19 protein-coding genes are annotated in these 26,107 nt (G+C 66.5%); 9 read left to right on the top strand and 10 right to left on the bottom strand.

Translation table 11 applies throughout. From position 1 onward, the window contains the following. Positions 1-8: 8 nt before the first annotated feature. Entirely contained in the window at positions 9-1,400 is a 1,392-nt protein-coding gene (der, locus tag HH110_RS11595; RefSeq protein WP_176989804.1) for a ribosome biogenesis GTPase Der, read from the top strand. A 322-nt stretch (positions 1,401-1,722) separates the two neighbouring features. Here der and HH110_RS11600 read toward each other — a convergent pair whose 3' ends face one another. After that, a complete protein-coding gene (locus HH110_RS11600; RefSeq protein WP_176989805.1) occupies positions 1,723-2,169 on the bottom strand; it encodes a hypothetical protein in 447 nt (148 codons plus the stop codon). Between the two features lie 293 nt (positions 2,170-2,462). Between HH110_RS11600 and moeB the strand changes: the two genes are divergently transcribed. The 5 genes from moeB (at position 2,463) to guaA (ending at position 9,967) form a co-directional block, all read left to right on the top strand. Then, positions 2,463-3,599 carry a molybdopterin-synthase adenylyltransferase MoeB gene (gene moeB, locus HH110_RS11605; protein ID WP_176989908.1) on the top strand — a complete coding sequence of 379 codons (1,137 nt, stop codon included), beginning with the start codon at positions 2,463-2,465 and terminating at the stop codon, positions 3,597-3,599. A 223-nt stretch (positions 3,600-3,822) separates the two neighbouring features. Next, positions 3,823-5,649 (top strand): monovalent cation:proton antiporter-2 (CPA2) family protein, encoded by a 1,827-nt coding sequence (locus tag HH110_RS11610; RefSeq protein WP_176989806.1) that lies wholly within the window; start codon positions 3,823-3,825, stop codon positions 5,647-5,649. A gap of 147 nt (positions 5,650-5,796) precedes the next feature. Next, the gene (folD, locus tag HH110_RS11615; protein ID WP_152150574.1) at positions 5,797-6,678 is read left to right on the top strand and encodes a bifunctional methylenetetrahydrofolate dehydrogenase/methenyltetrahydrofolate cyclohydrolase FolD; all 882 of its coding nucleotides are present in this window, start codon (positions 5,797-5,799) and stop codon (positions 6,676-6,678) included. Between the two features lie 154 nt (positions 6,679-6,832). After that, the gene (guaB, locus tag HH110_RS11620) at positions 6,833-8,290 is read left to right on the top strand and encodes an IMP dehydrogenase (RefSeq protein ID WP_176989807.1); all 1,458 of its coding nucleotides are present in this window, start codon (positions 6,833-6,835) and stop codon (positions 8,288-8,290) included. A 111-nt stretch (positions 8,291-8,401) separates the two neighbouring features. Next, entirely contained in the window at positions 8,402-9,967 is a 1,566-nt protein-coding gene (gene guaA, locus HH110_RS11625; RefSeq protein ID WP_176989808.1) for a glutamine-hydrolyzing GMP synthase, read from the top strand. 94 nt (positions 9,968-10,061) lie between these two features. On the opposite strand, the gene HH110_RS11630 is transcribed toward guaA, so the two are convergent. Beyond that, the gene (locus tag HH110_RS11630; protein ID WP_176989809.1) at positions 10,062-10,946 is read right to left on the bottom strand and encodes a LysR family transcriptional regulator; all 885 of its coding nucleotides are present in this window, start codon (positions 10,944-10,946) and stop codon (positions 10,062-10,064) included. 98 nt (positions 10,947-11,044) lie between these two features. Between HH110_RS11630 and HH110_RS11635 the strand changes: the two genes are divergently transcribed. Further along, positions 11,045-11,467, top strand: coding sequence for a PACE efflux transporter (locus HH110_RS11635; RefSeq protein ID WP_176989810.1), 423 nt, complete (start codon positions 11,045-11,047; stop codon positions 11,465-11,467). 153 nt (positions 11,468-11,620) lie between these two features. After that, positions 11,621-14,086, top strand: coding sequence for a M20/M25/M40 family metallo-hydrolase (locus tag HH110_RS11640; protein ID WP_176989811.1), 2,466 nt, complete (start codon positions 11,621-11,623; stop codon positions 14,084-14,086). A gap of 163 nt (positions 14,087-14,249) precedes the next feature. On the opposite strand, the gene lpdA is transcribed toward HH110_RS11640, so the two are convergent. From lpdA to HH110_RS11660, 4 genes are read right to left on the bottom strand one after another with little or no spacing between them, the layout of a single operon-like run. Then, positions 14,250-15,656 (bottom strand): dihydrolipoyl dehydrogenase, encoded by a 1,407-nt coding sequence (lpdA, locus tag HH110_RS11645; RefSeq protein ID WP_176989812.1) that lies wholly within the window; start codon positions 15,654-15,656, stop codon positions 14,250-14,252. A 3-nt stretch (positions 15,657-15,659) separates the two neighbouring features. Further along, complete coding sequence (locus HH110_RS11650) at positions 15,660-17,003, bottom strand: dihydrolipoamide acetyltransferase family protein (RefSeq protein ID WP_176989813.1); 1,344 nt, start codon at positions 17,001-17,003, stop codon at positions 15,660-15,662. Between the two features lie 3 nt (positions 17,004-17,006). Then, on the bottom strand, positions 17,007-18,050 hold the full coding sequence (locus HH110_RS11655; RefSeq protein WP_176989814.1) for an alpha-ketoacid dehydrogenase subunit beta: 1,044 nt from the start codon (positions 18,048-18,050) through the stop codon (positions 17,007-17,009). A 4-nt stretch (positions 18,051-18,054) separates the two neighbouring features. Beyond that, positions 18,055-19,305, bottom strand: a complete 1,251-nt coding sequence (locus HH110_RS11660) for a 3-methyl-2-oxobutanoate dehydrogenase (2-methylpropanoyl-transferring) subunit alpha (protein ID WP_176989815.1) — start codon at positions 19,303-19,305, stop codon at positions 18,055-18,057. Positions 19,306-19,567: 262 nt separating this feature from the next. On the opposite strand from HH110_RS11660, the gene HH110_RS11665 reads away from it, so the two are divergent. Beyond that, entirely contained in the window at positions 19,568-20,479 is a 912-nt protein-coding gene (locus tag HH110_RS11665) for a LysR substrate-binding domain-containing protein (RefSeq protein WP_176989816.1), read from the top strand. Here HH110_RS11665 and HH110_RS11670 read toward each other — a convergent pair. From HH110_RS11670 to HH110_RS11685, 4 genes are all read right to left on the bottom strand, one after another. Continuing rightward, positions 20,449-21,645 carry a hypothetical protein gene (locus HH110_RS11670; RefSeq protein ID WP_176989817.1) on the bottom strand — a complete coding sequence of 399 codons (1,197 nt, stop codon included), beginning with the start codon at positions 21,643-21,645 and terminating at the stop codon, positions 20,449-20,451. The two genes, HH110_RS11665 and HH110_RS11670, sit on opposite strands and share 31 nt — an antisense overlap. Further along, complete coding sequence (gene bla / locus HH110_RS11675; protein WP_176989818.1) at positions 21,642-22,646, bottom strand: class A beta-lactamase; 1,005 nt, start codon at positions 22,644-22,646, stop codon at positions 21,642-21,644. Before bla ends, HH110_RS11670 begins: the two co-directional genes overlap by 4 nt. Next, positions 22,643-23,686, bottom strand: coding sequence for a DUF1611 domain-containing protein (locus tag HH110_RS11680; protein WP_176989819.1), 1,044 nt, complete (start codon positions 23,684-23,686; stop codon positions 22,643-22,645). Before HH110_RS11680 ends, bla begins: the two co-directional genes overlap by 4 nt. Positions 23,687-23,845: 159 nt before the next feature. Then, positions 23,846-26,041, bottom strand: coding sequence for a TonB-dependent receptor (locus HH110_RS11685; RefSeq protein WP_176989820.1), 2,196 nt, complete (start codon positions 26,039-26,041; stop codon positions 23,846-23,848). Between the last annotated feature and the right edge of the window lie 66 nt (positions 26,042-26,107).

A 26,107-nucleotide genomic window follows, 5' to 3' on the forward strand; every position in this document is an offset into this window, starting at 1 on the left:
TTACCGCGATGCTGCCCTTGGTCGCCCTGGTTGGACGGCCGAATGTCGGCAAGTCCACGCTGTTCAATGCGTTTACCCGTACGCGCGACGCGCTGGTCCATGACCAGCCCGGCGTGACCCGGGACCGTAATTACGGTGTTTGTCGTCTTGATGAGGACCACCCGTTCCTGGTGGTCGATACCGGCGGTATCGCCGGTGAAGAAGAAGGTCTGGCCGGCGCTACCGCCCGCCAGGCCCGCGCCGCCGCCGCCGAGGCGGACCTGATCCTGTTCGTGGTCGATGCCCGTGAGGGCCCGATGGACGACGAGATCCTGTCCTGGCTGCGCAGGCTGGCCCGTCCGACCCTGCTGTTGATCAACAAGATCGACGGCATGAATGAAGACACCGTGCGTTCGGAGTTTGCCCGTTACGGCTTCAGCGAAATGCTGACCGTCTCGGCCGCGCACCGCCAGGGCCTGGATGATCTGCTGGACGAGGTCGTGGAACGGTTGCCGGAAGAGGGCACCACCGAGACCCTGGACACTGATCCGAACCGCATTCGCATCGCCTTCGTCGGCCGCCCCAACGTGGGCAAGTCGACGCTGGTCAATCGTCTGCTCGGCGAAGAGCGCATGATCGCCTCCGAAGTGCCCGGTACCACCCGTGACTCGATCGCGGTGGACATGGAGCGCGACGGGCGTGAGTACCGCCTGATCGATACCGCTGGCCTGCGTCGCAAGGCGCGTGTCGAGGAAGTGGTCGAGAAGTTCAGCGTCATCAAGACCCTGCAGGCCATCGAGCAGTGCCAGGTCGCGGTGCTGATGCTCGATGCCTCCGAAGGCGTGACCGATCAGGACGCCAGCGTGCTCGGCGCGGTGCTCGATGCCGGCCGTGCGTTGGTGGTGGCGATCAACAAGTGGGATGGCCTGACCGATTACCAGCGCGAGCAGGCTGAAGCGCTGGTATCGCGCAAGCTCGGCTTCGTGCCGTGGGCGGAAGTGGTGCGCATCTCGGCCAAGCACGGCTCGGGCCTGCGTGAGCTGTTCCGCTGCATCCACGCCGCGCACGCCTCGGCGACGCACGAGTTCAGCACCAGCGAAGTCAACAAGGCGCTGGAAACGGCGTACGAGACCAACCCGCCGCCGGCGATCCGTGGTCACGTGTCCAAGCTGCGTTACGTGCATCCGGGCGGTTCCAATCCGCCGACCTTCATCGTCCACGGCACCCGTCTGAAAGACCTGCCGGAGTCGTACAAGCGCTACCTGGAGAACTTCTTCCGCAAGCGCTTCAAGCTGGTCGGCACGCCCGTGCAGTTCATCTTCCGCGAGGGTGTGAACCCGTACGAAGGCAAGAAGAACGTGCTCACCGAACGTCAGCTCAAGCGCAAGCGCCGCTTGATCAAGCACGTCAAGGGCCGCTGAAACCGGCGGGGTGAACCTGACGGGACAGAGCAAAGAAGAGCCGGCGCGAGCCGGCTCTTCTGCTTCCAGTTGCGGCGGAATTCAAGCGTTGGCTGTACAGCTGTATGTGTACTCAACTTCCTTCGTCTTGATGTCGCTTGTATCGGTCAGCCACGCGACGAGGGCAAAATACGGAGTGATGAAATCCTCGGTGATTCCGTTTGACGGATCACGCTGGGCACGCCAATCGTTTTACTGATAGTTGAAATACAGCGCATGTCCACCCGCCAGCGCAACCTTCGGAGGAGCAACGTTCGTTCTGGAGCCTTGTCGCTGGCGTGGTTCAATCGGGGGGCAGTGGATCCGGCCGTAGCTGGTGGATGTAGTGGCCGGCAAACTGGAAATCCGCGCCATCCACGGCGACGACTCCGCGCAGGAGATCCAGCGCCACGAGCGCCAGACGGTGTTGTTGGTCCTCCAGGTCCCCGCCCGTATGGGAGGGAACCGCCCCCCCGCCCAGGTCTATGATCACGGTTCGGCGCTCTGGAACGAGCCGCGTCCGGATGTTGAATCCCGTTTGACCTTCGATGAGGGTCAGGTTTTCGGCTGCTTCAGAGAGCGCCTTGTCGAGCATCTTTTCGATGCGCGCGCGCTCGGGACGGCCGATGTTTTCAATGGGCGTTCCACTGGCATGGGTGATGGGCGCCGATGCAGCCATGGCGGGCGTGCTCGGCAGTACCGCAAGCGTAGCGAAAATGAATGGAAGTCTTGATAGGTGCATGATGCGCATGGCAATCCTTGTCATTGGTCATCGGGGGCTTATCGAGGCGCGGACAGGCTATATCCGGGAATGTCTTCAAATTGCGTGCTCAGTCACGCTTATTTGCAATTCACTGGTTTCCCTGCACGCACGTGAATCGCACCAACTTTCCAGGGCGGAGCAGCTTCCCTACTTTTATACGCTGCGCGCATCGACACCCACGTTGCCAGATCGCCAGGGGCCACGTGCCACGCGCTGGCCGGAGGCTGTAGATGGAAGACGACCGGGCTCCGGCCTACACCCTCGTGCGCAATAATGCCGGCATGGACATCCCGCAGCTATCTCCCGCCCAGGCCCGCCAGCGCCTCGCCCACGGCGCACTGCTGATCGACATCCGCGAGGCACATGAACGTGCCACCGGCATGGCCGAAGGCGCGCTCGGCATTGCGCGGGGCGATCTCCAGGCCGAGCCGAGCACACACCTGCCGGGACTCGATCGCGAGGCCCTCCTGATCTGCCAGAGCGGCAGGCGTTCGATGGACGCCGCGATTTTCCTGTCGGACCTGGGCTACACGCATATCGCCTCCGTCGATGGCGGCACCGCCGCATGGCGTGCCGATGGGTTGCCTTTGGTGCAGCCGATGCAGAGCGACGCCGAGCGTGACTTCAACGAGCGGTACTCGCGTCATCTGCTTCTGCCGCAGGTCGGTATCGACGGCCAGAAGACGCTGCTCGCCTCGCGCGTGCTGGTGCTCGGCGCCGGCGGGCTGGGCGCGCCGGCCAGTTTCTACCTGGCCGCGGCCGGGGTAGGGCACCTGCGCATCGCCGATGACGACGTGGTCGACCGCAGCAACCTCCATCGGCAGATCATCCATACCGATGCCAGCGTCGGCGAGCCCAAGGTGCTCTCCGCGCGCACACGCCTGCTTGCCCTCAATCCCTCGCTGGACGTGGAGGCTGTGCAGGCGCGGGTCACTTCGGCCAACATCGATGCACTGCTCGAAGGTGTCGACGTGGTGCTGGACGGTTCGGACAACTTCCCGCTGCGTTACCTGCTCAACGATGCCTGCGTCCAGCACGGCATCCCGCTGGTGTATGGGGCGGTGGAGCGCTTCACCGGCCAGGTCAGTGTGTTCGATGCCGGGCGTCAGCGCGGCACCGCGCCGTGTTACCGCTGCCTGTTTCCCGAGCCCCCGCCGCCGGCGTTCGCGCCCAACTGTGCCGAGGCCGGTGTCCTCGGCGTGCTGCCCGGCATGGTCGGCCTGCTCCAGGCCACCGAAGTTCTCAAGCTGCTGCTCGGCATCGGTGAGCCGCTGATCGGCCGGCTGCTGAGCTTCGATGCGCTGGGCATGCGCTTCCGCGAGACACGCCTGCGCCCGGATCCGGCCTGCCCGTTGTGCGCGCCCGGGCGCGCATTCCCGGGCTACATCGATTACGCGGCGTTCTGCAGCGGCGCGTAGATCCACGCCATGCGTGGATGCCGTTGGCCAGGGGCCGCCGGGTGAGCGCAGCCACGCGTGGCATGGGTCTACCGGTGGGTTCGGTAGCGATTTCGGGACGATGCCGCATCCGGATTCAATATCGTTCTGAATTCAGCACGATAAAACGCATCATCCGCGCTATTGCCCTTCACCGCTTTGCCCTATCGTTGACCCATCTTGTGCAGTCCGGGGAAACAACCGCATGGCGGTGGAAGCAGGTGCCAGTGAACTGGTGAAAGTGGTCGCCCTGCTGGGTGCGGCAGTGGTCATGGTGCCGCTGTTCCGCCGGCTCGGCTTGGGCTCGGTGCTGGGCTATTTCGCCGCAGGCCTGGCGATCGGCCCGTTCGGGTTCGGCTGGTTCTCCGATCCGCAGGCGATCCTGCATACCGCCGAGCTCGGCGTGGTGATGTTCCTGTTCGTGATCGGCCTGGAGATGCGGCCCTCGCACCTGTGGAGCCTGCGCAACGAGATCTTCGGCCTGGGCACGCTGCAGATCGTGGTCTGCGGCACCGTGCTGACCGGCGTGTGCATGCTGCTCGGCTTCCCCTTGCCGGTGGCCTTCATCGGCGCCGCCGGTTTCGTGCTGACCTCCACCGCAGTGGTGATGCAGCTGCTCGCCGAACGCGGCGACATCGCGCTGCCGAGCGGCCAGAAGATCGTCTCGATCCTGCTGTTCGAGGATCTGCTGATCGTGCCGCTGCTGGCCGTCGTCGCGTTCATGGCGCCCGTGCACAGCGATGCCGGCGAGAGTTCGCGCTGGGTCACCGTGGGTATCGCCGCCGGTGCGATCGTCGGGCTGGTGCTGGTCGGCCGCTTCCTGCTCAATCCGCTGTTCCGCATCCTCGCCGCCGCCAAGGCGCGCGAAGTGATGACGGCTGCCGCATTGCTGGTCGTGCTCGGCGCCGCGCTGCTGATGCAGCTGGGCGGATTGTCGATGGCGATGGGCGCGTTCCTCGCCGGCGTGCTGCTCAGCGAATCCACCTTCCGCCATCAGATCGAAGCGGACATCGAACCGTTCCGCGGCATCCTGCTCGGCCTGTTCTTCCTCAGCGTCGGCATGGCGCTGGACCTCACCGTCGTCGCCAACAACTGGCCGCTGATCGTCTCCGGCGTGTTCGCGCTGATGCTGGCCAAGGCGGTGTGCATCTACGTGGTCGCGCGCATCCTCGGCAGTGATCATCGACAGGCGCTGGATCGCGGCGTGGTGATGGCACAGGGCGGCGAGTTCGCGTTCGTGCTGTTCTCCGCCGCGGCCGTGGCCGGTGTGATCGATGTGCAGGTCAACGCCAATCTGACCGCGATCGTCGTGCTCTCGATGGCACTGACGCCGCTGTTCGTGCTGCTGCACGACAAGCTGATGCCGGACCGCGAAGTCTCGCTCGATGGCGTCGAAGAAGCCGACGGTCTGTCCGGCAGCGTGCTGCTGATCGGCTTTGGTCGCTTCGGCCAGGTCGCCAGTCAGTCGCTGCTGGCGCGCGACGTGGATGTGACCATCATCGACAACGACGTGGACATGATCCACAACGCCGAGCGCTTCGGGTTCAAGATCTACTACGGCGACGGTACCCGGCTGGATGTACTGCATGCGTCGGGCGCGGCGTCGGCGCGTGCGATCGCGGTGTGCGTGAACAACGACCAGGATGCCGATCGCATCGTCGAGCTGGTCACCCACGAGTTCCCGCAGGCCAAGCTGCTGGTGCGCTCGTTCGATCGCGAACATTCACTGCGCCTGATCCATGCCGGCGTGGACTTCCAGATCCGCGAAACCTTCGAGTCGGCGCTGCAGTTCGGCCAGGCCGCGCTGATGGAGCTGGGCGCCGATCCGGACGATGCGCGCGAGATCGCCGAGCAGATCCGCGAACGAGATGCGGAGCGCTTCGAGCTGGAGATGGCCGGCGGAGACCTGCGCGCCGGCGCGCACATGGTGTTCGGCAGCGCGCTGCCCGGTGTGCCGACGCCGACGCCGTTCACCGCACCCAAGCGCAAGGCGCGCACGCTCAACGCGGACGAGGTGCCCGAAGAAGAATGATGAGGGTAGTGCCGGCCGCTGGCCGGCACCCAGGTAGCGCTGCCGGGCGGTCGTGGCTGCCGGCCAGCGGCCGGCACTACCCCGGTGGGCGGGGCGGGCCGAATCGGGGACAATAGACGACCGTCGCCCCCACGCCTGCCGCCCTCGATGAGCTCACCGACTTCCGACACCGCTTCTTCCGCCCGCATTCTCGACGGCCGCCGCATCGCCGAAGACCTGCTGGACAGCCTCAAGGTCCGGGTCGATGCCCGCCTGGCTGCCGGTGGCAGCCGTCCGGGCCTGGCCGTGGTGCTGGTCGGTGGCGACCCGGCTTCGACCGTGTACGTGCGCAACAAGCGCCGCGCGGCCGAGAAAGTGGGGATCGAAGCCTTTGATTACGACCTGCCGGCCGGCACCACCGAGGCCGAGCTGCTGACCCTGATCGACCAGCTCAACGCCGATCCCAAGATCCACGGCATCCTGGTCCAGCTGCCGCTGCCGGGCATTCCGGACGCCAACCGCCTGATTCACCGGATCGACCCGCGCAAGGACGTGGACGGCTTCCACCCGGAGAACGTCGGCCACCTGGCCCTGCGCGAGTTCGGCCTGCGCCCGTGCACCCCGCGCGGCATCGTGACCCTGCTGGGCCACACCGACCAGCCGGTTCGCGGTCGCAACGCCACCATCGTCGGCGTCAGCAACCACGTCGGCCGCCCGATGGGGCTGGAGCTGCTGATCGCCGGCTGCACCGTCACCAGCTGCCACAAGTTCACCCCCAAGGACGTGCTGGAGCAGTCGGTGCGCAACGCCGACATCCTGGTGGTCGCCGTGGGCCGCCCGGGCATCGTCCCGGGTGAATGGGTGAAGCCGGGCGCCGTGGTCATCGACGTGGGCATCAACCGCCTGGACGATGGCCGCCTGGTCGGTGACGTCGGCTTCGAGGCTGCCGCCCAGCGTGCCAGCTGGATCACCCCGGTCCCGGGTGGGGTAGGGCCGATGACCGTGGCCACGTTGATGCAGAACACGATCGAGGCGGCGGAAGCCTTCTGACCCGGGAACGGCGTGACGACCAACGGTCGTCACCTACCGGCACCACCGTCCTGAACCGGCGTTTGCCGGCGCGACACAGCGTCGCATCCGACCCCTGCCAAAGACGCCCGAATCAGGGTAAAATGTCGCGCTTCCCCACATCTCGGGTATGCCGATGCTGCGCATCCAGGCTGAAGCTCTCACCTACGACGACGTCTCCCTCGTCCCCGCTCATTCCATCATCCTGCCCAAGGATGTCAGTCTGGAAACGCGCCTGACGCGCGACCTGCGGCTGAAGCTTCCGATCCTCTCGGCTGCCATGGATACCGTCACCGAAGCCCGCCTGGCCATCGCCATGGCCCAGCTCGGCGGCATGGGCATCATCCACAAGAATCTGAGCGTCGAGCAGCAGGCTGCCGAAGTCGCCAAGGTCAAGAAGTTCGAGGCCGGCGTCATCCGCGACCCGATCACGGTCGGCCCGGAAACCACCATCCGCGACGTGCTGGCCCTGACCCAGGCGCGCAACATCTCCGGCGTGCCGGTAGTGGACGGCGGCGGCCAGCTGGTCGGCATCGTCACCCACCGTGACATGCGCTTCGAGACCGAGTTGGACGATCCGGTCCGCCACATCATGACCAAGAAGGATCGCCTGATCACGGTCAAGGAAGGCGCGGCCTCCGATGAAGTGCTGCAGCTGCTGCACCGCAACCGCATCGAGAAAATCCTGGTCGTCAACGATGAGTTCGCCCTGCGCGGCCTGATCACCGTCAAGGACATCCAGAAGAACACCGATTACCCCAACGCCGCCAAGGACACCGCCACCCGCCTGCTGGTCGGCGCGGCCGTCGGCGTCGGTGGGGATACCGACCGCCGGGTCGAGGCGCTGGTCGCCGCCGGGGTGGACGTGCTGGTGGTCGACACCGCGCACGGGCACTCGCAGGGCGTGCTGGACCGCGTCAGCTGGGTCAAGAAGCACTTCCCGCAGGTGCAGGTCGTCGGTGGCAACATCTGTACCGGTGAAGCCGCACTGGCGCTGCTGGACAGCGGCGCGGACGCGGTCAAGGTCGGCATCGGCCCGGGCTCGATCTGCACCACGCGCGTCGTCGCCGGTGTCGGCGTGCCGCAGATCACCGCGATCGACCTGGTCGCCGAGGCGCTGCAGGACCGCATCCCGCTGATCGCCGACGGTGGCATCCGTTACTCCGGCGACATCGGCAAGGCGCTGGCCGCCGGTGCCTCCACCATCATGATCGGTGGCCTGCTGGCCGGTACCGAGGAATCGCCCGGCGAGACCGAGCTGTTCCAGGGCCGCTCCTACAAGAGCTACCGCGGCATGGGCTCGCTGGCCGCGATGGAGAAGGGGTCCAAGGACCGCTACTTCCAGGACGCCTCCAGCGCCGACAAGCTGGTGCCCGAAGGCATCGAAGGCCGCGTGCCGTACCGCGGCCCGGTCGGCGGCATCATCCACCAGCTGATGGGCGGCCTGCGCGCCACCATGGGTTACGTGGGCTGCGGCACCGTCGATGACATGCGCACCAAGCCGAAGTTCGTCAAGATCAGCGGCGCCGGCCAACGTGAGAGCCACGTCCACGACGTGCAGATCACCAAAGAGCCGCCGAACTACCGCGCCTGACGCGGCATGAGCAAAGAGGAACGAGGAAGCTGATTCCCGTTCCTCTTTCTCTATCCGCCGCCGGTGACGACTCTGTGTTCCCCGTATTCACTCCTGCATTGCCCGGGCACCATGACCAACATCCATAACGACAAGATCCTCATCCTCGATTTCGGCGCCCAGTACACCCAGCTGATCGCGCGCCGCATCCGCGAGCTCGGCGTGTACTGCGAGATCTGGGCATGGGACCACAACCCGGCCGACATCGCCGCGTTCGGCGCCAAGGGCATCATCCTGTCCGGTGGCCCGGAATCGACCACGCTGCCGGGCGCGCCCGCCGCACCGCAGGAAGTGTTCGACAGCGGCCTGCCCATCTTCGGCATCTGCTACGGCATGCAGACCCTGGCCGCCCAGCTCGGCGGGGCCACCGAAGCGGCCGACCAGCGTGAGTTCGGCCATGCCGAAGTCAACGTCGTCGCCCCGGATGCGCTGTTCAAGGGCCTGAGCGACCACGGCGGCGAGCCGAAGTTGAACGTCTGGATGAGCCACGGCGACCACGTCTCCGTCGCGCCCCCGGGCTTCACCGTCACCGCCGTGACCGATCGCATCCCGGTGGCCGCGATGGCCAACGAAGAAAAGCGCTGGTACGGCGTGCAGTTCCACCCGGAAGTGACCCACACCCTGCAGGGCCAGGCGCTGCTGCGCCGCTTCGTGGTGGACGTGTGCGGCTGCGAGACCCTGTGGACCGCCGCCAACATCATCGACGACCAGATCGCCCGCGTGCGCGAACTGGTCGGCGATGACGAAGTGATCCTGGGCCTGTCCGGCGGCGTCGATTCGTCGGTCGTGGCCGCGCTGCTGCACAAGGCAATCGGCGACAAGCTGACCTGCGTGTTCGTCGATACCGGCCTGCTGCGCTGGCAGGAAGGCGACCAGGTGATGGCGATGTTCGCCGAGCACATGGGCGTCAAGGTGATCCGCGTGAATGCCGCGGACCGCTATTTCAGCAAGCTCGAAGGCGTGAGCGATCCGGAAGCCAAGCGCAAGATCATCGGCAACCTGTTCGTGGACATCTTCGATGAAGAATCCACCAAGCTGAAGAATGCCAAGTGGCTGGCGCAGGGCACCATCTACCCCGACGTGATCGAGTCGGCCGGCAGCAAGACCGGCAAGGCCCACGTGATCAAGAGCCACCACAACGTCGGCGGCCTGCCCGAGCACATGAAGCTGGGCTTGGTCGAGCCGCTGCGTGAGCTGTTCAAGGACGAAGTGCGTCGCCTCGGCGTCGAACTCGGCCTGCCGCGCAGCATGGTCTACCGCCATCCGTTCCCGGGCCCGGGCCTGGGCGTGCGCATCCTCGGCGAAGTGAAGCGCGAATACGCCGAACTGCTGGCCAAGGCCGATGCCATCTTCATCGACGAACTGCGCAAGGCCGATCTGTACGACAAGACCAGCCAAGCGTTCGCGGTGTTCCTGCCGGTGAAGTCGGTGGGCGTGGTGGGTGATGCGCGTGCGTATGAGTGGGTGATCGCGCTGCGCGCGGTGGAGACGATTGATTTCATGACCGCGCATTGGGCGCATCTGCCGTATGAGTTCCTGGGCACGGTGAGCAACCGGATCATCAATGAGCTGCGGGGGGTTTCAAGGGTTGTCTACGACATCTCGGGGAAGCCGCCGGCGACCATTGAGTGGGAATGAGTCTGCGTCCAGCCCTGGCTCGTATCTAGACGCACGGACGTACACGGAAGCCCGCAGAAATGCGGGCTTTTTTGTTCTCTTCGGGTGTACGGGGTCACCGGTGGTCGCGCATCAGCGCGATCACATCGCCAGCGGCACGTCGCACCGGCTTCCTGCGCAGCCACACCAGGTGCACCGGCATCGTGACGCCGTTCTCCAGGTTGTCGAACGCCAGTACACTCACGCGTCCAGCAGAAACGGCGACCTCAACGACATCCGCCGGCAGGTTGGCCCAGCCAGCACCGCGTTCCACCAGCCCCAGCGCAGCATCCACAGAGTCCACATGCCAGCGGGCGTCGGACACCAGCAGCCGACGATCTGCGACGTCGTCGTCGGGCCCAGCCACCACGATCTGGCGGCTGCCGCTGAGATCCTCCAGACGCCGAAGGTCCGCCGGGAGACCGGGCGTGTCCGCCGTGGCCGAAGCGACGGCGATGAAAAGAACGTTGGTGACATAGGTGAAGGCCTCTTCTCGATCCACCTCCGTGGAGACGGGCAGCAGGACCAGATCGGCCCGCTCCTGGTGCAGCATCTCGCGAACCTGGTCCTGGGGCAGTCGAAGCAGGTTCACCCGCAGCAGAGGGTACCGACAGCCCACCCGGGCCAGCGCCTCCAGCAACGTCTGGTCCGGAACGCCGGCGGCGACAGCGACGGTCAGAGTGCTCTCCAGATTCTGCGAAAGCTCCACGGCATGGATCTGCAACAGCCGCAACCTGCTGGCGACGGAGCGCGCGTGGGGCAGCAGGGCCAGTGCTTGTGCGGTCGGTAACGCCTCGCGGCGCGAGCGGTCAAACAGTGGATAACCCAATCCGGCCTCGATGTTGGCGATGCCCATGCTCACTGCGGAAGGCACCCGACGCAGCGCGCGGGCCGCGCCGGAGAAGGAGCCGTGGTCGACCACAGCGAGGAAGAGATCGATGTCATCGCTGGAGAGGGACATATATCTTTTCAATAATTCTGAAAGGAGATGACTTTTTCAGTCAGTGATTCTGAATATAGCATCCAGACCCTTCGCCAGTGACCAAGCAGGAGGATGTAATGCAGGGCGTAAAACGCAAGGTGATCTACGTCGGGGGCTATGAGCTTCTGGGACTCGCGGTGGGAACGATGGTCATGACGGTGCTGACCGGCAAGTCACCGGCCACGACCGGACTGCTGGCGCTGATGATCACGGGGATAGCCACGGTATGGAACGTGAGCTTCAACTACCTGTTCGAGGCATGGGAGCGTCGCCAGCGCGACCGCACCCGCACGGTACGCCGACGCGTCCTGCATGCCGTGGCGTTCCAGCTGACCCTGGTGTGCTTTCTGGTCCCGCTCATCGCATGGTGGCTGGGCATCACGCTGACGCAGGCGTTCGTACTGGACCTGGTGTTCATCGTCTACATCCCTTTCTATACGTTCGCCTACAACTGGGCTTTTGACCGGTGCTTCGGCGTTCCCAGTTCGGCGGTGAACTAAGGCGGCTCTAGGCATTCGCTGATCCGAAAATTGTTTGACAGATCGGAAATGCCCTTGTAATCCTGCGAAGGTCATCCTTTCTGGATTCCCCGCCGTGCTAGTCATCCCGGTCTTCTGCAGCTTGGCGAACGACATCTACCATAGGGCGCAGGCATGAGCGCGCGGCGGTCATCCAGTGGCGTCGCACGCTACACGCTGCCACTGCTGCTCCTCAGCATCGCCATCGCCGCATGGTCCGCTTGGAGCGCGCAGAAAACCCCGCCGCCACAGCCCGCCAGCGTCGCCATCGCTGAGTTCTCGGCCGCACGCGCAATGCAGCACCTGAGCTGGATCGCGGCCGAGCCGCATCCCACCGGCTCAGCGGCTGCGGCAAGGGTACGCGACCAACTGATGCACCACCTGCAGCAGGCCGGACTGCAGGTGGCCGTGCACCGCGGGCACGCAGCCGCCGAGTACGGTTCGGGCGACGGACGTGGTGTGCGCGCGGCCAATGTCGAGAACGTGGTCGCGGTACTGCCGGGCCGCGATCGCAGCCTGCCGGCGGTGCTGCTGATGGCGCACTACGACACCGTTCCGCATTCGCCCGGCGCGGCCGACGATGGCCTTGGCGTGGCGATGATGCTGGAGATCTCCCGTGCTCTGCAGCGTGACGTGCGGCAGCGTGACGTGGTGTTCCTGTTCACCGATGCGGAGGAGGCCGGCCTGCTCGGCGCGCGTGCGTTCTTCGCGTCGCATCCGCTGTCGTCGCGTGTCGGCACGGTCATCAATCTGGAAGCACGCGGCAGCAGTGGCCGTGCGGTGCTGTTCGAAACCGGGCCGGGCAACGCGGTGCTGCTGGGCACGTTCGCCAAACTCGCGCCGCAGCCGCTGGGCAACTCGCTGACCGGTTTCGTCTACCGCTACATGCCCAACGGCACCGACTTCACCGTGCCGGCGCAGAAGGGCATTCCGGGGCTCAACTTCGCGATCATCGGCCGCCAGATCGACTATCACGCCGCGACCGCGAGCGTGGCGAACCTCGACCCGGGCAGCGTGCAGCACATGGGCGCGCAGGTGCTGCCTATGGTTCGCCAGCTGGCGACCTCGGCGACGCTGCCGACCTCCACCCAGGAGGCGATCTACAGCGATCTTCCCGGCGGCTGGATGATCAGCGTGCCGACGTGGTCGGGCTGGTGCGTGCTGGCGTTTGGACTGCTGGTCCTTGTCGTGGTCGCGCGCCGGGCCACGTTCAATCAGGGCGGCTGGCGGGGCATGGTCAGTGGCGTGGCGTGGTGGCCGTTGGCGCTGCTGTCGGTGGCGCTGGCTGTGCGTGTGTCGTACCGGTTGCTGGGCGGCGGCGACGCCACGCTGGTGAACAACCGTGACCTGCTGGCGGCGTTCTCCAAACTGGCGGCAGGCGAGGGGCTGTTGGCGATCGGCGTGGTGCTGGCGCTGGGCGCACTGACGCTTTGCAGGGCGGCGCGTAAGCCAGCGGCCGTGCTCGCCGTGCTGGCGGGCGCATGCGCCTCGCTGCGGGGTGGGTTCGATGCCATAGCGTTGGTGCTGGGCGTGGTGGTGGCGCTGCTGGCCTGGACCAGTGCAGGTGCCGCGGTGCGCGGGGAAAGCATGCGGCTGGGGGCGTTGCTGGTGGCCTGGATCATTGGCGCGGTCGTGCAGGTGCTCGCACCGGAACTGGCACCGTTGCTGCTGTGGCCGTTGTTGGCGGTGGCCGCGGTGGTCTGGCTGCTGCCGGCGCATGCGCCGCTGACCGCATTGCGTGTCCTTGCCGCGGCAGTGATCACCGCATTCGCCTTGGCGCATGTCTTCCATTTCGCGCTGCAACTGTTCGAGGCGATCGGCTTCGGTACGCCGGAAGTATTGGCGTTGCCGTTCGCGTGGCTCGCCATGTTGCTCTTGCCGTGGGTACGGGTGGCCGATGGCGGACGCTGGTTTGCCATCGCCGCGTTCATCACGCTGTTGTCTGCCGCAGGGGTACTGGCCGCCGCGTCGCTCACCCAGGCGGACCGCACGCGCTATCCCGAACTGTCCCAGGTGCTGTTCGTCGCCGATCCAGACAACCAGCAGTACCACCGCGTCAGTCCGTTGTCACAGCTGTCCGATTGGAGCCGCGGCGCATTGCGGGTAGGGCAGGGTGAGCCTGCCCGTCTGCCGATTCCGGCGTTGGATTGGGCAGGTGTCTGGGCGACGAAGGCCGACGCCATCGCGGTGCCGGAGCGGGTTCGCTTCGAGCCGTCGTTCGATGCCGCCACAGGCCAATCGGTGCTGCGCGTGCTGGCACCCGCAGGCACGCGCGAACTCCGTGTACGGCTGAAGAGCGGGGCGGTGGTACGCAATGTGCAGTTGCAGGGCGAAGCGGTGCCCCTGCTGGACGAGGCGGACCGCTGGTCGCGTCTGCGCTGGCAGGCACCCGGCCCGGACGGGATCGAATTGCGGTGGCCAGCGGACGGCGGTCCGGTCGAGGTGCAGGCCGCGGCGGGAATCGATGGCTGGCCGAAGGATGCGGCGCCACTGCCTGCGCGGTCTGCGCACATCGTGCCGTGGTCGACCTCGGACATGACCTGGATTCTTGGCGCGACGCGCGTGAGCGCGGAGGGCGGCGCGCACCAAGGCGCGCGGTGACGCCCGACGGGATGGAGGGCGGGTGGCCCCTCCGTCACGGCCAGCATCCACGGCTGCGCGTTGCGATCTACCGGAACCGATACAGACAAACGGCCCGCAGTGCGGGCCGTTTGTTTTGGTGCCTGTAAAGCGTCCGAGCATGGCTCGGACCTACAGACCTGCCTCAGATATGCAGCGCATGCCCCAACGCACGCAGCGCCGCTTCCTGCACCGCCTCACCCAGTGTCGGGTGCGGGTGAATCGTCCCGGCAATATCCTCCAACGTGGCGCCCATCTCAATCGACTGCACGAAGGCGATGGACAGTTCCGAGACCTGCACGCCCACGGCCTGCCAGCCGAGGATGCGGTGGTCACTGCTGCGTGCAACAACGCGCACGAAGCCATCGGTGGATTCCAGCGACATCGCACGGCCATTGGCCGCGAACGGGAACAGCGCGACCTTGGTCTCGATGCCCTGTGCCTTGGCTTCGTCCGGCGACAGCCCGACCACCACGATTTCCGGATCGGTGAAGCACACCGCCGGAATCGCGGCCGGCACGAAGTGGCGCTTCCTGCCGCTGACGATCTCGGCCACCAGTTCGCCCTGTGCCATCGCGCGGTGCGCGAGCATCGGTTCACCGGCGACATCGCCGATCGCCCACACGTTGCGCATCGAGGTCTTGCACTGGTCGTCGATCTTGATCGCCTTGCCGGTCAGATCCAGCTGCAGCGATTCCAGATTGAAGCCGTCGGTCTTCGGGCGACGCCCCACCGCGACCAGGATCTGGTCGGCGTCCAGCGCGATTTCGTTACCGTCCTTGTCGCGCACGCGCAGCTGGCCGTTGTCGGCCAGGCCGAGCACGCTGTGGCCGGTCAGCAGCTTCACGCCGGACTTCTCCAGGTGCGTGGTTACCGGCTTGGTCAGCTCGGCGTCGTAGGCCGGCAGGATGCGCTCCTGGGCTTCGACCACGGTGACTTCGCAGCCCAGCTTGCGGTACACCGTGCCCAGCTCCAGGCCGATGTAACCGCCACCGACGACGATCAGCTGCTTCGGCAGCGAGGTCGGCGAGAGGGCTTCGGTCGAGGAGATGACCTTGCCGCAGAACGGCAGGAACGGCAGTTCCACCGGCACCGAGCCGGTCGCCAGCAGCAGGTGCTCGCAGGCGATGCGCAGCGTGCCGCCATCTTCCGCGGCGCCGGCGATCTCGACGGTCTTGCCGTCGACGATCGTGGCCCAGCCCTTGATCAGCTGTGCGCCGTTCTTCTTCAGCAGTGCACTGACGCCGCCGGTCAGCTTCTTGACGATGCCGGCCTTCCACGCGACGGTCTTGGCCAGGTCCAGCGACGGTGCCTGCACGCTGATGCCCAGCGGCGAGGTGCCCGCCGCATACGCGGTGACCTTGGCGAACTCCTCGGCAGCATGGATCAGCGCCTTGGAGGGAATGCAGCCGATGTTGAGGCAGGTGCCACCCGGATTGACGCCCTCGACCACGATGGTCTTGACGCCGAGCTGGCCGGCGCGGATGCCGGCGATGTAACCGCCGGGACCGCCGCCGATGATCAGCAACTGGGTTTGAAGGGTATTGGACATCGCTTACTCCACGAACAGCAGGGCCGGGGTTTCCAGGCGGGTACGGATCGCCTGCACGAACTCGGCCGCATCCATGCCATCGACGATGCGATGGTCGAACGAGGACGACAGATTCATCAGCTTGCGTGCCACCACCTGGCCCTCGCGGAACATCGGACGTTCGATGATGCGGTTGACGCCGACGATCGCCACTTCCGGATGGTTGATGATCGGGGTCGAGACCAGGCCACCAATCGCGCCGAGGCTGCTGATGGTGATGGTCGAACCGGACAGCTCCTCGCGGGTGGCCTTGCCCACGCGCACGGCACTGGCCAGGCGCGCGATCTCCGCGGCGGTCTGCCACAGGTCCAGCGACTCGGCATGCGCGACCACCGGCACCGACAGGCCGACCTCGCTCTGGGTCGCGATGCCCAGCTGCACGCCCTCGTAGCGGGTCACGATGTTGGCCTGGTCATCAAAGCGGGCGTTCATCTGCGGGAAGTCGCGTGCGGCCAGCACGACCGCGCGTGCCAGCAACGGCAGCAGGGTCAGCTTGCCGCGTTCCTTGGCCCAGCGCTCGTTGAGCTTGGCGCGCAGGGCTTCCACTTCCGTGACGTCGATCTCTTCCACATAGGTGATGTGCGGAATGGTCGACCAGGACTGCTGCATCTTCTGCGCGATCTTGCGACGCAGGCCGATGATCGGCACCTGCTGCTCGCCGGTACGGCGTGCGTAGCTGCTGCCGCCGGCACTGCCGCCGACCGGCTGTGCCTTGCCACCGGCGGCGGCGTAGGCATCCAGATCGGCCTGCAGGATGCGCCCCCCCGGGCCGGTGGCCGGCACGTAGCGCAGCTCGATCCCCAGGTCCCAGGCGCGGCGGCGCACGGCCGGCGAGGCCAGCGGGGCTTCACCGGCGTTGAGCACGCCGTTGGTGACCGCGCCACGCGCGTCCTGCTTGGCGGCACAGGCGGGTGCGGATGCCGCGGCGGCCTTGGCCGGCGTGGCAGCCGGTGCAGGATCTGCGGCGGCCGCAGGTGCCGCTGCGGGTGCGGCAGCCTTGGGCGCAGCTACCGGTTCGGCCGGCGCCGCGGCGGCCGGCGCACTGGCGGCGCTGGCGTTGCCCGCACCGTCCACTTCCAGGCGGATCAGCTCGCTGCCGACGGCCATCATCTGGCCGGGCTTGCCGCCCAGCGAGACCACGGTGCCTGACACGGGCGAGGGGATCTCGACCATGGCCTTGTCGGTCATGACCTCGGCAACGACCTGGTCTTCGGCGACCGGGCCACCGACCTCGACCTTCCAGGTGATGAGTTCGACTTCGGCGATACCTTCACCGATGTCCGGCATCTTGATGACGTGATGTCCCATGGTTCAGTCCTCCAGCACGCGCTGCATTGCATCGATGACCCGGGACGGACCCGGGAAGTAGTCCCATTCCTGCGCGTGCGGATACGGGGTGTCCCAGCCGGTAACGCGTTCCACCGGTGCCTGCAGGTGGTAGAAGCAATGCTCCTGCACCAGGGCGACCAGCTCGGCGCCGAAGCCGCAGGTGCGGGTGGCTTCGTGCAGCACGATGCAGCGGCCGGTCTTCTTGACCGAATTGACGATGGCGTCCAGATCCAGCGGCCACAGGCTGCGCAGGTCGATCACTTCGGCGTCGATCCCGGCATCTTCGGCGGCGGCCTTGGCCACCCACACGGTCGTGCCGTAGGTGATGACCGTCAGTGCCTTGCCTTCGCGGGCGATCGCGGCCTTGTCCAGCGGCACGTTGTAGTAGCCCTCCGGCACCAGGTTGTCCGGGTACTTGGACCACGCGGTGACCGGGCGGTCGTGGTGACCGTCGAACGGGCCGTTGTACAGCCGCTTGGGCTCCAGGAAGATCACCGGATCGTCGTTCTCGATCGAGGCGATCAGCAGGCCCTTGGCGTCGTACGGGTTGGACGGCATGACCGTGCGCAGGCCGGTGGCGTGGGCGAAGATCGCCTCCGGGCTCTGGCTGTGGGTCTGGCCGCCGTAGATGCCGCCGCCACACGGGGTGCGGAACACCAGCGAGGACGTGAAGCTGCCACCGGAGCGATAGCGCATGCGCGCCGCTTCGGAGACGATCTGGTCGTAGGCCGGGTAGATGTAATCGGCGAACTGGATTTCAGCGACCGGGCGCAGGCCGTAGGCGGCCATGCCGATCGCCGCGCCGGCGATGCCGTTTTCGGAAATCGGCGCATCGAACACGCGCTGCTTGCCGTACTTGGTCTGCAGGCCGTCGGTGCAGCGGAACACGCCGCCGAAGTAGCCCACGTCCTGGCCGAAGACCACCACGTTGTCGTCGCGTTCCAGCATCACGTCCATCGCCGAGCGCAGCGCCTGGATCATGGTCATCGGCGTGCCGCCGGTGTTGTTCTGTTCAATCCCGCTCATGTGTTCAGACTCCCAACTGCTGACGCTGGCGACGGAGATGTTCGGGCATGTCCTTGTAGACGTCTTCGAACATGAGGGCCGCGCCGGGACGGTTGTCGCTGCCGAGCAACCCGTGGGTTTCGGCTTCCTTGAGGGCACGCAGGACCTCGGCATCGAGTTCGGTGCGCACTTCGTCGTGCTGCTGATCGCTCCACAGGCCGCGCTTGATCAGGTGCTGCTTCAGGCGGTCGATCGGGTCGCCGAGCGGGAAGTGCTGGGCATCGTCGGCGGGGCGGTACTTGGACGGATCATCCGAGGTCGAATGCGGGCCGGCGCGGTAGGTCACCCACTCGATCAGGGTCGGGCCGAGATTGCTGCGGGCGCGTTCGGCCGCCCAGCGCGAGGCCGCGTACACGGCCAGCAGATCGTTGCCGTCCACACGCAGCGACGGAATCCCGTAGCCCACGCCGCGGGCGGCGAAGGTGGTGTTCTCACCGCCGGCAATCGCCTGGAAGGTGGAGATCGCCCACTGGTTGTTGACCACGTTGAGTACGACCGGCGCGCGGTACACGTGCGCGAAGGTCAGCGCGGCGTGGAAGTCGCCTTCGGCGGTCGCGCCATCACCCACCCATGCGGTGGCGATGCGGGTGTCGCCCTTGATCGCCGAGGCCATCGCCCAGCCCACGGCCTGGATGTACTGGGTGGTCAGGTTGCCGGAGATCGAGAAGAAGCCGTAGTCCTTGTACGAATACATGATCGGCAGCTGGCGGCCCTTCAGCGGGTCGGCCGCGTTGGACAGCACCTGGCAGATCATGTCGACCAGCGAGACTTCCTTGGTGATCAGGATGCCCTGCTGGCGGTAGGTCGGGAACTGCATGTCGTCATCGCGCAGCGCCAGGGTCTGGCCGACGGCGATGGCTTCTTCACCCAAGCACTGGATGTAGAACGAGGTCTTCTTCTGGCGCTGGGCGATCAGCAGGCGGGCGTCGTAGGCGCGCGTCTTGAGCATGGCGTGCATGGCACGCAGCAGCACTGCGTCGTCGATGTCGGCGGCCCACGGACCCACGGCGTCGCCGTTGTCGTCCAGCACGCGGATCAGCTGGCCGGTCAGCGGCGCGGTCTGGCTGGCGCTCACGTCCACGGGCGGCTTGTCGACCGCGCCGGCGGGGCTCAGCTTCAGATAGGAAAAGTCGGTGGCCTGGCCGGGACGGGCGCTGGGCTCGGGCACGTGCAGATGCAACGGCTCGCTCGTGGCGGGAATCTGGGGTGATGACATGTCAGGGGCCTCGCTGGGCTTGGGTCATGGAGCTACAGGCATACCGCCGGCGGGGGGCAACGGTAATGGCGATGTTGACGCGCCGACATCCGGGCGGGATCTCGTCGCGAAGCGGGTAAGGACCAGCGCTTGCAAGGCGGCTGGGGCCATGGCGCATTGCACCCAGTGTGAAGTCTAGAGGCACAGCGGCTTATCGTAAATTTGTTTAATTGCGTATGAGGTATTGTTTATTCAGATATCTTCATTCCGTGGGAGCCCGGGCATGCAAATCCCCGCCAACATGACCCTGCGCCAGCTGCGTTACTTTGCCGAAGCGGCTGAATTGGGGCAGTTCTCGCAGGCCGCGCGCAAGCTGCACGTCTCCCAATCCGTGATCACCACGGCGGTCGCCCAGCTGGAAGCCTCGCTGGGTCTGAAGCTGTTCGACCGCATGCCGCACGGGGTCGGCCTCACCGCCGAGGGGCACCGCTTCCACCAGCATGTGCGGCACATCCTGGATACGCTGCAGGACGCGCTCAGCGAGCCGATGTTCCTGGCCAACACCCTCCCGGGCCGGGTGCGGATCGGCGCGTCCTATACGGTGCTGGGCTACTTCCTGCCGAGCCTGCTGGCGCGCTTCAAGCGCTCCTACCCGCAGGTGGAGGTCGACCTGGTCGACATGGACCGTGCCGCGATCGAGCAGGGCGTCAGCAGCGGCGACCTCGACTTCGGCTTGTGCATCATTTCCAACATGGCCGAGCCCTATGTACTGCGGCGCCAGGTGCTGATCCGCTCCCGCCGCCAACTGTGGCTGGCCGAGTCGCATCCGCTGCTGCAGCTGCCGGTGATCAGCCCGGCCGACGTGGAGCCGTATCCGTACATCATGCTGATGGTCGACGAGGGCCAGGAGTCGGCGATGCGCTACTGGCGCTCGGTCGGGCGCGAACCCAACGTCGTGTTCCGGACCTCGTCGCTGGAAGCGCTGCGCGGCATGGTCGCCTACGGGTTCGGGGTCAGCATCCTGTCGGACATGGTCTATCGGCCGTGGTCGCTGGAGGGGCGCCGGATCGACGTACGCACCCTCACCGACGCGGTGCCGCCGATGGAAGTCGGCCTGGTCTGGCGCCCGGACGAAGACCTGTCCGCGCCGGCACGCGCACTGCATCAGTTCCTGGTCTTCGCCTGTGGCGGATGAGCGCCGATGGCATCGGCCAACGCGGGACGCGGATCGGGCAGGTCGCCCACGGGCGCCGTGAAGGCCTGGCCACGGCGTGACCAGATCTGCCACGCCGAATAGGCCAGCAACGGCACCACGTAGGTGGCCAGGATCGCGTAGGCCAGCAGCCGGTATCCCTTCGCGATCAGTGCGACCAGGCCGATGCCATCGGCCATGAACACGGCCATCAGCAGGATCGCCACGATGATCGCCACGCGTACGCCGCGCTTCGGTGCGGCACCGGTGCGTTCCTTCCAGTTGACGCTGATGCGGCCATCCACGGAGGCCATCAGCGTGACCCCGGTTTCCACCAGCGCCACCATGATCATCAGGCGGAACAGCCACTGGAACCACGGCAGGCCGAGCTGGCCGAGCATGAGGTCCGACGGCAGCGGCGCGTCGGCGATGTCCGGCAGGAACGCGATCATGCAGACATAGAAGACGATCGCCGGCAGGATCGCCAGCGGGCCGGCCAGCGCACCGGCGATCACCGCATCGCGACGGCACAGCAGGTGGCGCACGACCAGCAGGATCGAGACCGCGGCGAACATGTTGTAGCCGGCGTAGGTGACCCCGTTGAGCACCCAGTCCTGGCCGAGCTCGTGGGTGTTGGACAACTGCGCCATCGCGCCGCCGCCGAAGCGGTACAGGATCAGGCACGCCGCGATGGCGTACACCAGGTACATGAAGGCCGACATCAGCTTGAACATGCGTTCGACGGCATTGGTGCCGGCCTGCACCACACCGGTGATGATCGCCACCAGCACCAGCGTGCCGACGATCCGCGGCCAGCCGAACATGGTCGCCGCCAGTTCGCCGGCGGCCGCGCCGAAGACCGCCAGCACCACCACGATCAATGCCAGGTAGGCGACTTCGAAGGTCCACCAGCCACGGCCCAGCAGATGCCGGAAGAAGGTGCGGTAGTCGTTGGCACGGATCGCCCGTGCCAACAGGAACGTCAGGATGCAGATCACGCTCCAGATCAGCATCGACAACACCATCGCGGCCAGGCCACCCCACGGGCCCGATGGCAGGAAAAACTCCGCCAGCTCACGGCCGGTCGCGTATCCGCCGCCGATCACGGCCGACTTGAACGCCAGACCGGGCAACAGATACCGCTGGAACCGGCTGGCGGCGGCGGTCACTTGCGGGCGGCCGTGGGCTGCAGCAGGTAGAAGTCGCGCACCGTGCGCGCGATCTCGGCGATCACCCGCTCACGTTCGCTGCGCGGGGCATTGCTCGCTTTGACGAAGACCGAGATCGCGAACTGGTTGCCGTCGGGCAGGGTGACCACGCCGACGTCGTTGACGGTGCCGGCGACGGTGCCGCTCTTGTCCGCCACCTTGGTGCCCGGCGGCAGGCTGCCGCGCAGGCGTGCGCTGCAGGTCCGGCAACGCTCCATGATCTGCACCAGCACCTCGGTGCTGGCCGGGCTGAGTGCCCTGCCGGTGAACAGCTGGGTCAGCAGGGTCGACATCGCACGCGGCGTGGAGGTGTCGCGCGGATCCTTGTCGAAGGCCTCGCTGCCGGATTTGGTGCGCTTGACGACCTCGGGGTCGAGGGTCAGTTCCGCGACGCGTTCCTTGGTCAGCGGCTCATCGCCGAGGCCGAATATGTCGCTCAGCAACTGCCGGGTGTTGCGGTCCAGGCGCTGGCCTTCGATACCGTGTGCGCGCAGCCAGGCGGTGACCGCGGCCGGTCCACCGGCCTGGGCCACCAGCACGTCGGTGGCGGTGTTGTCGCTCTGCGTCAACATCACTTCGAGCAGGTTGTGCACCGACAGGCTCACGCCGTCGTGGATGAAACGGTCGGCGATCACTTCCGAATCGACATAGAAGGATTTCGGCACCGGCACCATCGTGGTCAGCGCCAGTTCGCCGGCATCCACCTTGCTCAGGATCACGGCGGCGACGGCGACCTTGAACGTGCTGGCCATCGGGAAGCCTTCATCGGGATTCAGATGCACCTGCTCGCCCTTGCCATCCAGGCGCCATGCCGAGACACCGACCTTGCCGTCGATCAATGTGGCCAGGCGTGCGACTTCGGTTTCCACCGGACTGGTCCGGCTGGCGCTGAAGGCGGCGAGCGGGCTCAGGGCCAGCACGGCCGCGACGCACAGGCTCAAGGTACGGGATGTCATCTTCATGCGATGCAGGCCTCCAGCAAACGGTTGAATTCCCCATCTTGCCGCATCGGGTCGGCCACCGGCAGACCCAGGCGCGCGCTGACCTCCGCACAGGCGGCAGACGCCGCGGCCTCGGTCATGCCGTGGGTGTTGAGACTGACGCCGACGCAGCGGATGTCCGGATTGGTACGGCGCCCCAGCTGCACGGTCAACGCGATCACTTCCTCGATGGAGGGCAGCGGATAGTCCGGATAGCCGAGCACATGCTTGCGCCCCGGCTGGTGGCAGACCACGAACACATCCGGCTGGCTGCCGTGCAGCAGGCCGAGGCTGACGCCGGCATAGGCGGGATGGAACAGCGAGCCCTGGCCTTCGATGACATCCCAGTGGTCGTCGGCTGCATTCGGGCTGAGCAGTTCGGCGGCGCCCGCTGAGAAATCGGCGACCACCGCGTCCATCGGAATGCCGCTGCCGGCGATCAGGATGCCGGTCTGGCCACTGGCGCGGAAGTCGGCATCCACGCCGAGCCCGCGCAGGCCGCGGGCCAGGGCCAGTGCGGTGTACTTCTTGCCCAGCGCGCAGTCCGTGCCGACGGTGAGCACGCGCTTGCCGGTGCGCTTGCGCCCGTTGCCGACCGGAATGCCGCGCGGCGGCACGCGGACGTTGATCAGCTCGCGCCCATGGCGTTCGGCGGCGGCGGCCAGTTCCGGGATGTCACCCAGCTTCTGGTGCATGCCGCTGACCAGGTCCAGGCCGTTTTCGAGGGCGTCGACCAGCGCCGGCAGCCACTGCGGGGGAATCACGCCGCCGCCGTTGGCCACGCCGATCACCATCGCACGCGCACCGGCGGCGCGCGCTTGGGCCGGCGTCATGGTGGGCAGGCCGGTGGTGATCGGGCAGCCGGGCAGGCTCCATTCGGCGACACACACTTCCGGCGCCCAGTCGTGCAGGCCGATCGCGGTCTTGGCGAAGCCGGCTTCGGTGGTGTCGCCCAGGAACAGCAGGTACGGCTGGGGGAGGGCGGCGAGGGCCTGTACGGCAGCGGTGGGCGTCGGGCTCATGAGGGTTCCAGTGGTCGCGGGAGAGAAGAGAGGAGAGGCGTTCACGGCGAGGGCTCGCTGTTGGTAGACCTGGTTCGATCTGTATAAGTCCTAATCAGAGAATATGCAACCTAATCAGGATAATTCTCCACTCTCTTCTGTCGGTCTGCTCCACGCCCCTCAATAGCGATAGTCGATCGACATGCCGATGGTGCGCGGCTGCAGGGGAACGCCGGTCACGGCGACGTAGCGGTTGAGCGCGTCGCGCACGGCGCCGGTCGAGACGTAAGCGCGCTCGTCGGTGGCGTTGCGGGCGTACAGACGCACGGTCCACGTCATGTTGGTCAGCTCGGCATGCAGGTCCAGCGCGTTGTAGCTGTCGATGTCGTACGCACCGGCCACCCGCTCGCCGGTGACGCGATAGCCGGCGCCGATCCGGCCCTGCCACTGGTCGCTCACATCGACGTCGTAGTCGATGGTGCTCGACCAGCTCAGCCGCGGCGTCATCGGCATGCGGCTGCCGGAGACCAGGCCGCTGGACGGCGGCACGTCACCGATCTTCGAATCGATGTAGGCGGCATTGAGGCCGATCGTCAGGCGCTCGGCCGGCCGCACCATGAAGCTCAGTTCCGCGCCCTGGCTGCGCGCGCTGCCGGCGTTGCCCATCCAGCTCAGGCCGTTTTCCGAAACGCGCACCTGGATGTCGTCCCAGTCGATCCGGAACAGCGCCATGTCGATCATCGCGCGACGGTCCCAGAAGTGCGATTTGAAACCGAGTTCGAGGTTGTCCAGCGTATCGGTCTTGGTCATCGGCACCACGCCGGAGGTCGATACGTTCGGCCCGCCCGGGCGGTAGCCGGTGGCGTAGCGCGCGTAGATCATCGAGCTGTCGTTGAGGTGCCAGCGCGAGGCCAGCTTCCACGTCGTCACGTTGTCATCGGCGGAGTCGGCCAGATCGATCGGCCGCGGGCCGTACAGCAGGCCGATGCTGTGCTGCTCGAAATCCTGCTGGTTGCGCGCGTGCCGCACACCGGCGGAGACATCGAAGCGGGGGCTGAACTTGTAGGTGACATCGGCGAAGATCGCCTGCTCGTCATAGGTGCCGGGCAGGCTCGCGGTGCCGGGATTGAAGGGCAGCGGGATGCCATTGGCATCGTAGGCGCTGACCTGCTGGCGGTTGGTGTTCTTCTCACCGGTGAAGAAGGTGCCGAGCAGCCATTCGAAGCGCTCGCTCTCCTTGGAACTGAGTCGGAACTCCTGGGTCCATTTGCGGGTGCCAAGGAACACATCGAACTGCGCCTGGCCGGCCGGGTACGGCGTCAGCAGGGGCCATGCCGCGCCGTACACCAGCGTGGAGTCCTGCACTTCGTCCATGCGGGTTTCGGAGAAGCTGGTGGCCGACACGAAATCGACGTTGCCCAGATCCCAGTCCAGGATCGCCGAGTAGTAGTCGGTCTCCATCCGGTACGGCGTCGCGCGCTGCAGGATGCCTTCCAGCGGGCCGCGGATCGGCTCCAGCGTGGGATAGGTCAGGCCCACCGCGCTGGAATTGTCCGCATCCACGATCTGCGACAGCGCCTGCACGCGCAGGTTGGCGGTGTCGCTGATGCGCCAGGTCAGCGCCAGGCGGGAGGCCAGCTGGTAGTAGCCGTTGCTGTCCTTGGCATCCTCGCCGCTGAGGTCGGGCTGGTCGACGTAACCGGGGGTGCCCTGGCGCGACAGACTGGCGCGCATGCCCAGCTTGCCTTCGATCAGCGGCACGTTGAAGGAGGTGCGCACGCCGGTGCCCACGTCGCCGGCCTCTTTGGTGGCGTTGACGTCCATGCCGGCGCGGAACTCGAAGCCGTCCGGATCGGCCGCCTTGGTGATGTACTTGAACAGGCCGCCCATCGAGCTGGCGCCGTACAGCGTTCCCTGCGGGCCGCGCAGCACCTCCACGCTCTGGATGTCATACGGCAACAGATCCAGCGCGTAGGTGGTCGCGCGCTGCTTGTTGCTGCTCGGGCCGATCGGGGTGTCATCGATGTAGGTGCCGATGATCGAGCCGCCGCCAAGCGGTGCCACCCCGCGCAGCGCCATCGTGGTCTGGCCCGGTGCGCCGCCACTGTCGACCTGGAAGCCGGGCACGTAGGCGGCAAAGTCGTTCAGGCGCGTCGCACCGAACGCTTCCAGCCGCTCTTCGCTGATCACGCTGACGCCGGCCGCCACCTCCATGACGTTCTCGCTGCGCTTCTGTGCGGTGGCCACCACGCGATCGAGCTCGACGACATCGGGCGTGCTGCGGCCGCCTTCGGCATCGGCGTCCTGGGCCATCGCCGCAGTGGCGAGGCTCATGCAGCACAGCGTGACGGTGGAGGCGAGGATCGAACGTTTCATCGGCTTGCGCATGTGGCGGGCTCTCTGGAATCAGGAACGAAGTCGGGCAATAGGCACAACAGTCAT

Origin of the sequence: Stenotrophomonas sp. SAM-B, from assembly GCF_013387485.1 — a bacterium.
GTDB lineage: Bacteria > Pseudomonadota > Gammaproteobacteria > Xanthomonadales > Xanthomonadaceae > Stenotrophomonas > Stenotrophomonas maltophilia_AA.

Coding starts and splice junctions, on each gene's coding strand:
- HH110_RS11610 (WP_176989806.1), top strand. CDS start 3,823: ATGGCGGTGGAAGCAGGTGCCAGTGAACTGGTGAAAGTGGTCGCCCTG.
- HH110_RS11680 (WP_176989819.1), bottom strand. CDS start 23,686: ATGAGCCCGACGCCCACCGCTGCCGTACAGGCCCTCGCCGCCCTCCCC.
- HH110_RS11640 (WP_176989811.1), top strand. CDS start 11,621: ATGAGCGCGCGGCGGTCATCCAGTGGCGTCGCACGCTACACGCTGCCA.
- HH110_RS11685 (WP_176989820.1), bottom strand. CDS start 26,041: ATGAAACGTTCGATCCTCGCCTCCACCGTCACGCTGTGCTGCATGAGC.
- lpdA (WP_176989812.1), bottom strand. CDS start 15,656: ATGTCCAATACCCTTCAAACCCAGTTGCTGATCATCGGCGGCGGTCCC.
- HH110_RS11635 (WP_176989810.1), top strand. CDS start 11,045: ATGCAGGGCGTAAAACGCAAGGTGATCTACGTCGGGGGCTATGAGCTT.
- HH110_RS11630 (WP_176989809.1), bottom strand. CDS start 10,946: ATGTCCCTCTCCAGCGATGACATCGATCTCTTCCTCGCTGTGGTCGAC.
- HH110_RS11650 (WP_176989813.1), bottom strand. CDS start 17,003: ATGGGACATCACGTCATCAAGATGCCGGACATCGGTGAAGGTATCGCC.
- bla (WP_176989818.1), bottom strand. CDS start 22,646: ATGAAGATGACATCCCGTACCTTGAGCCTGTGCGTCGCGGCCGTGCTG.
- folD (WP_152150574.1), top strand. CDS start 5,797: ATGAGCTCACCGACTTCCGACACCGCTTCTTCCGCCCGCATTCTCGAC.
- moeB (WP_176989908.1), top strand. CDS start 2,463: ATGGACATCCCGCAGCTATCTCCCGCCCAGGCCCGCCAGCGCCTCGCC.
- HH110_RS11655 (WP_176989814.1), bottom strand. CDS start 18,050: ATGAGCGGGATTGAACAGAACAACACCGGCGGCACGCCGATGACCATG.
- der (WP_176989804.1), top strand. CDS start 9: ATGCTGCCCTTGGTCGCCCTGGTTGGACGGCCGAATGTCGGCAAGTCC.
- HH110_RS11665 (WP_176989816.1), top strand. CDS start 19,568: ATGCAAATCCCCGCCAACATGACCCTGCGCCAGCTGCGTTACTTTGCC.
- guaA (WP_176989808.1), top strand. CDS start 8,402: ATGACCAACATCCATAACGACAAGATCCTCATCCTCGATTTCGGCGCC.
- guaB (WP_176989807.1), top strand. CDS start 6,833: ATGCTGCGCATCCAGGCTGAAGCTCTCACCTACGACGACGTCTCCCTC.
- HH110_RS11660 (WP_176989815.1), bottom strand. CDS start 19,305: ATGTCATCACCCCAGATTCCCGCCACGAGCGAGCCGTTGCATCTGCAC.
- HH110_RS11600 (WP_176989805.1), bottom strand. CDS start 2,169: ATGCGCATCATGCACCTATCAAGACTTCCATTCATTTTCGCTACGCTT.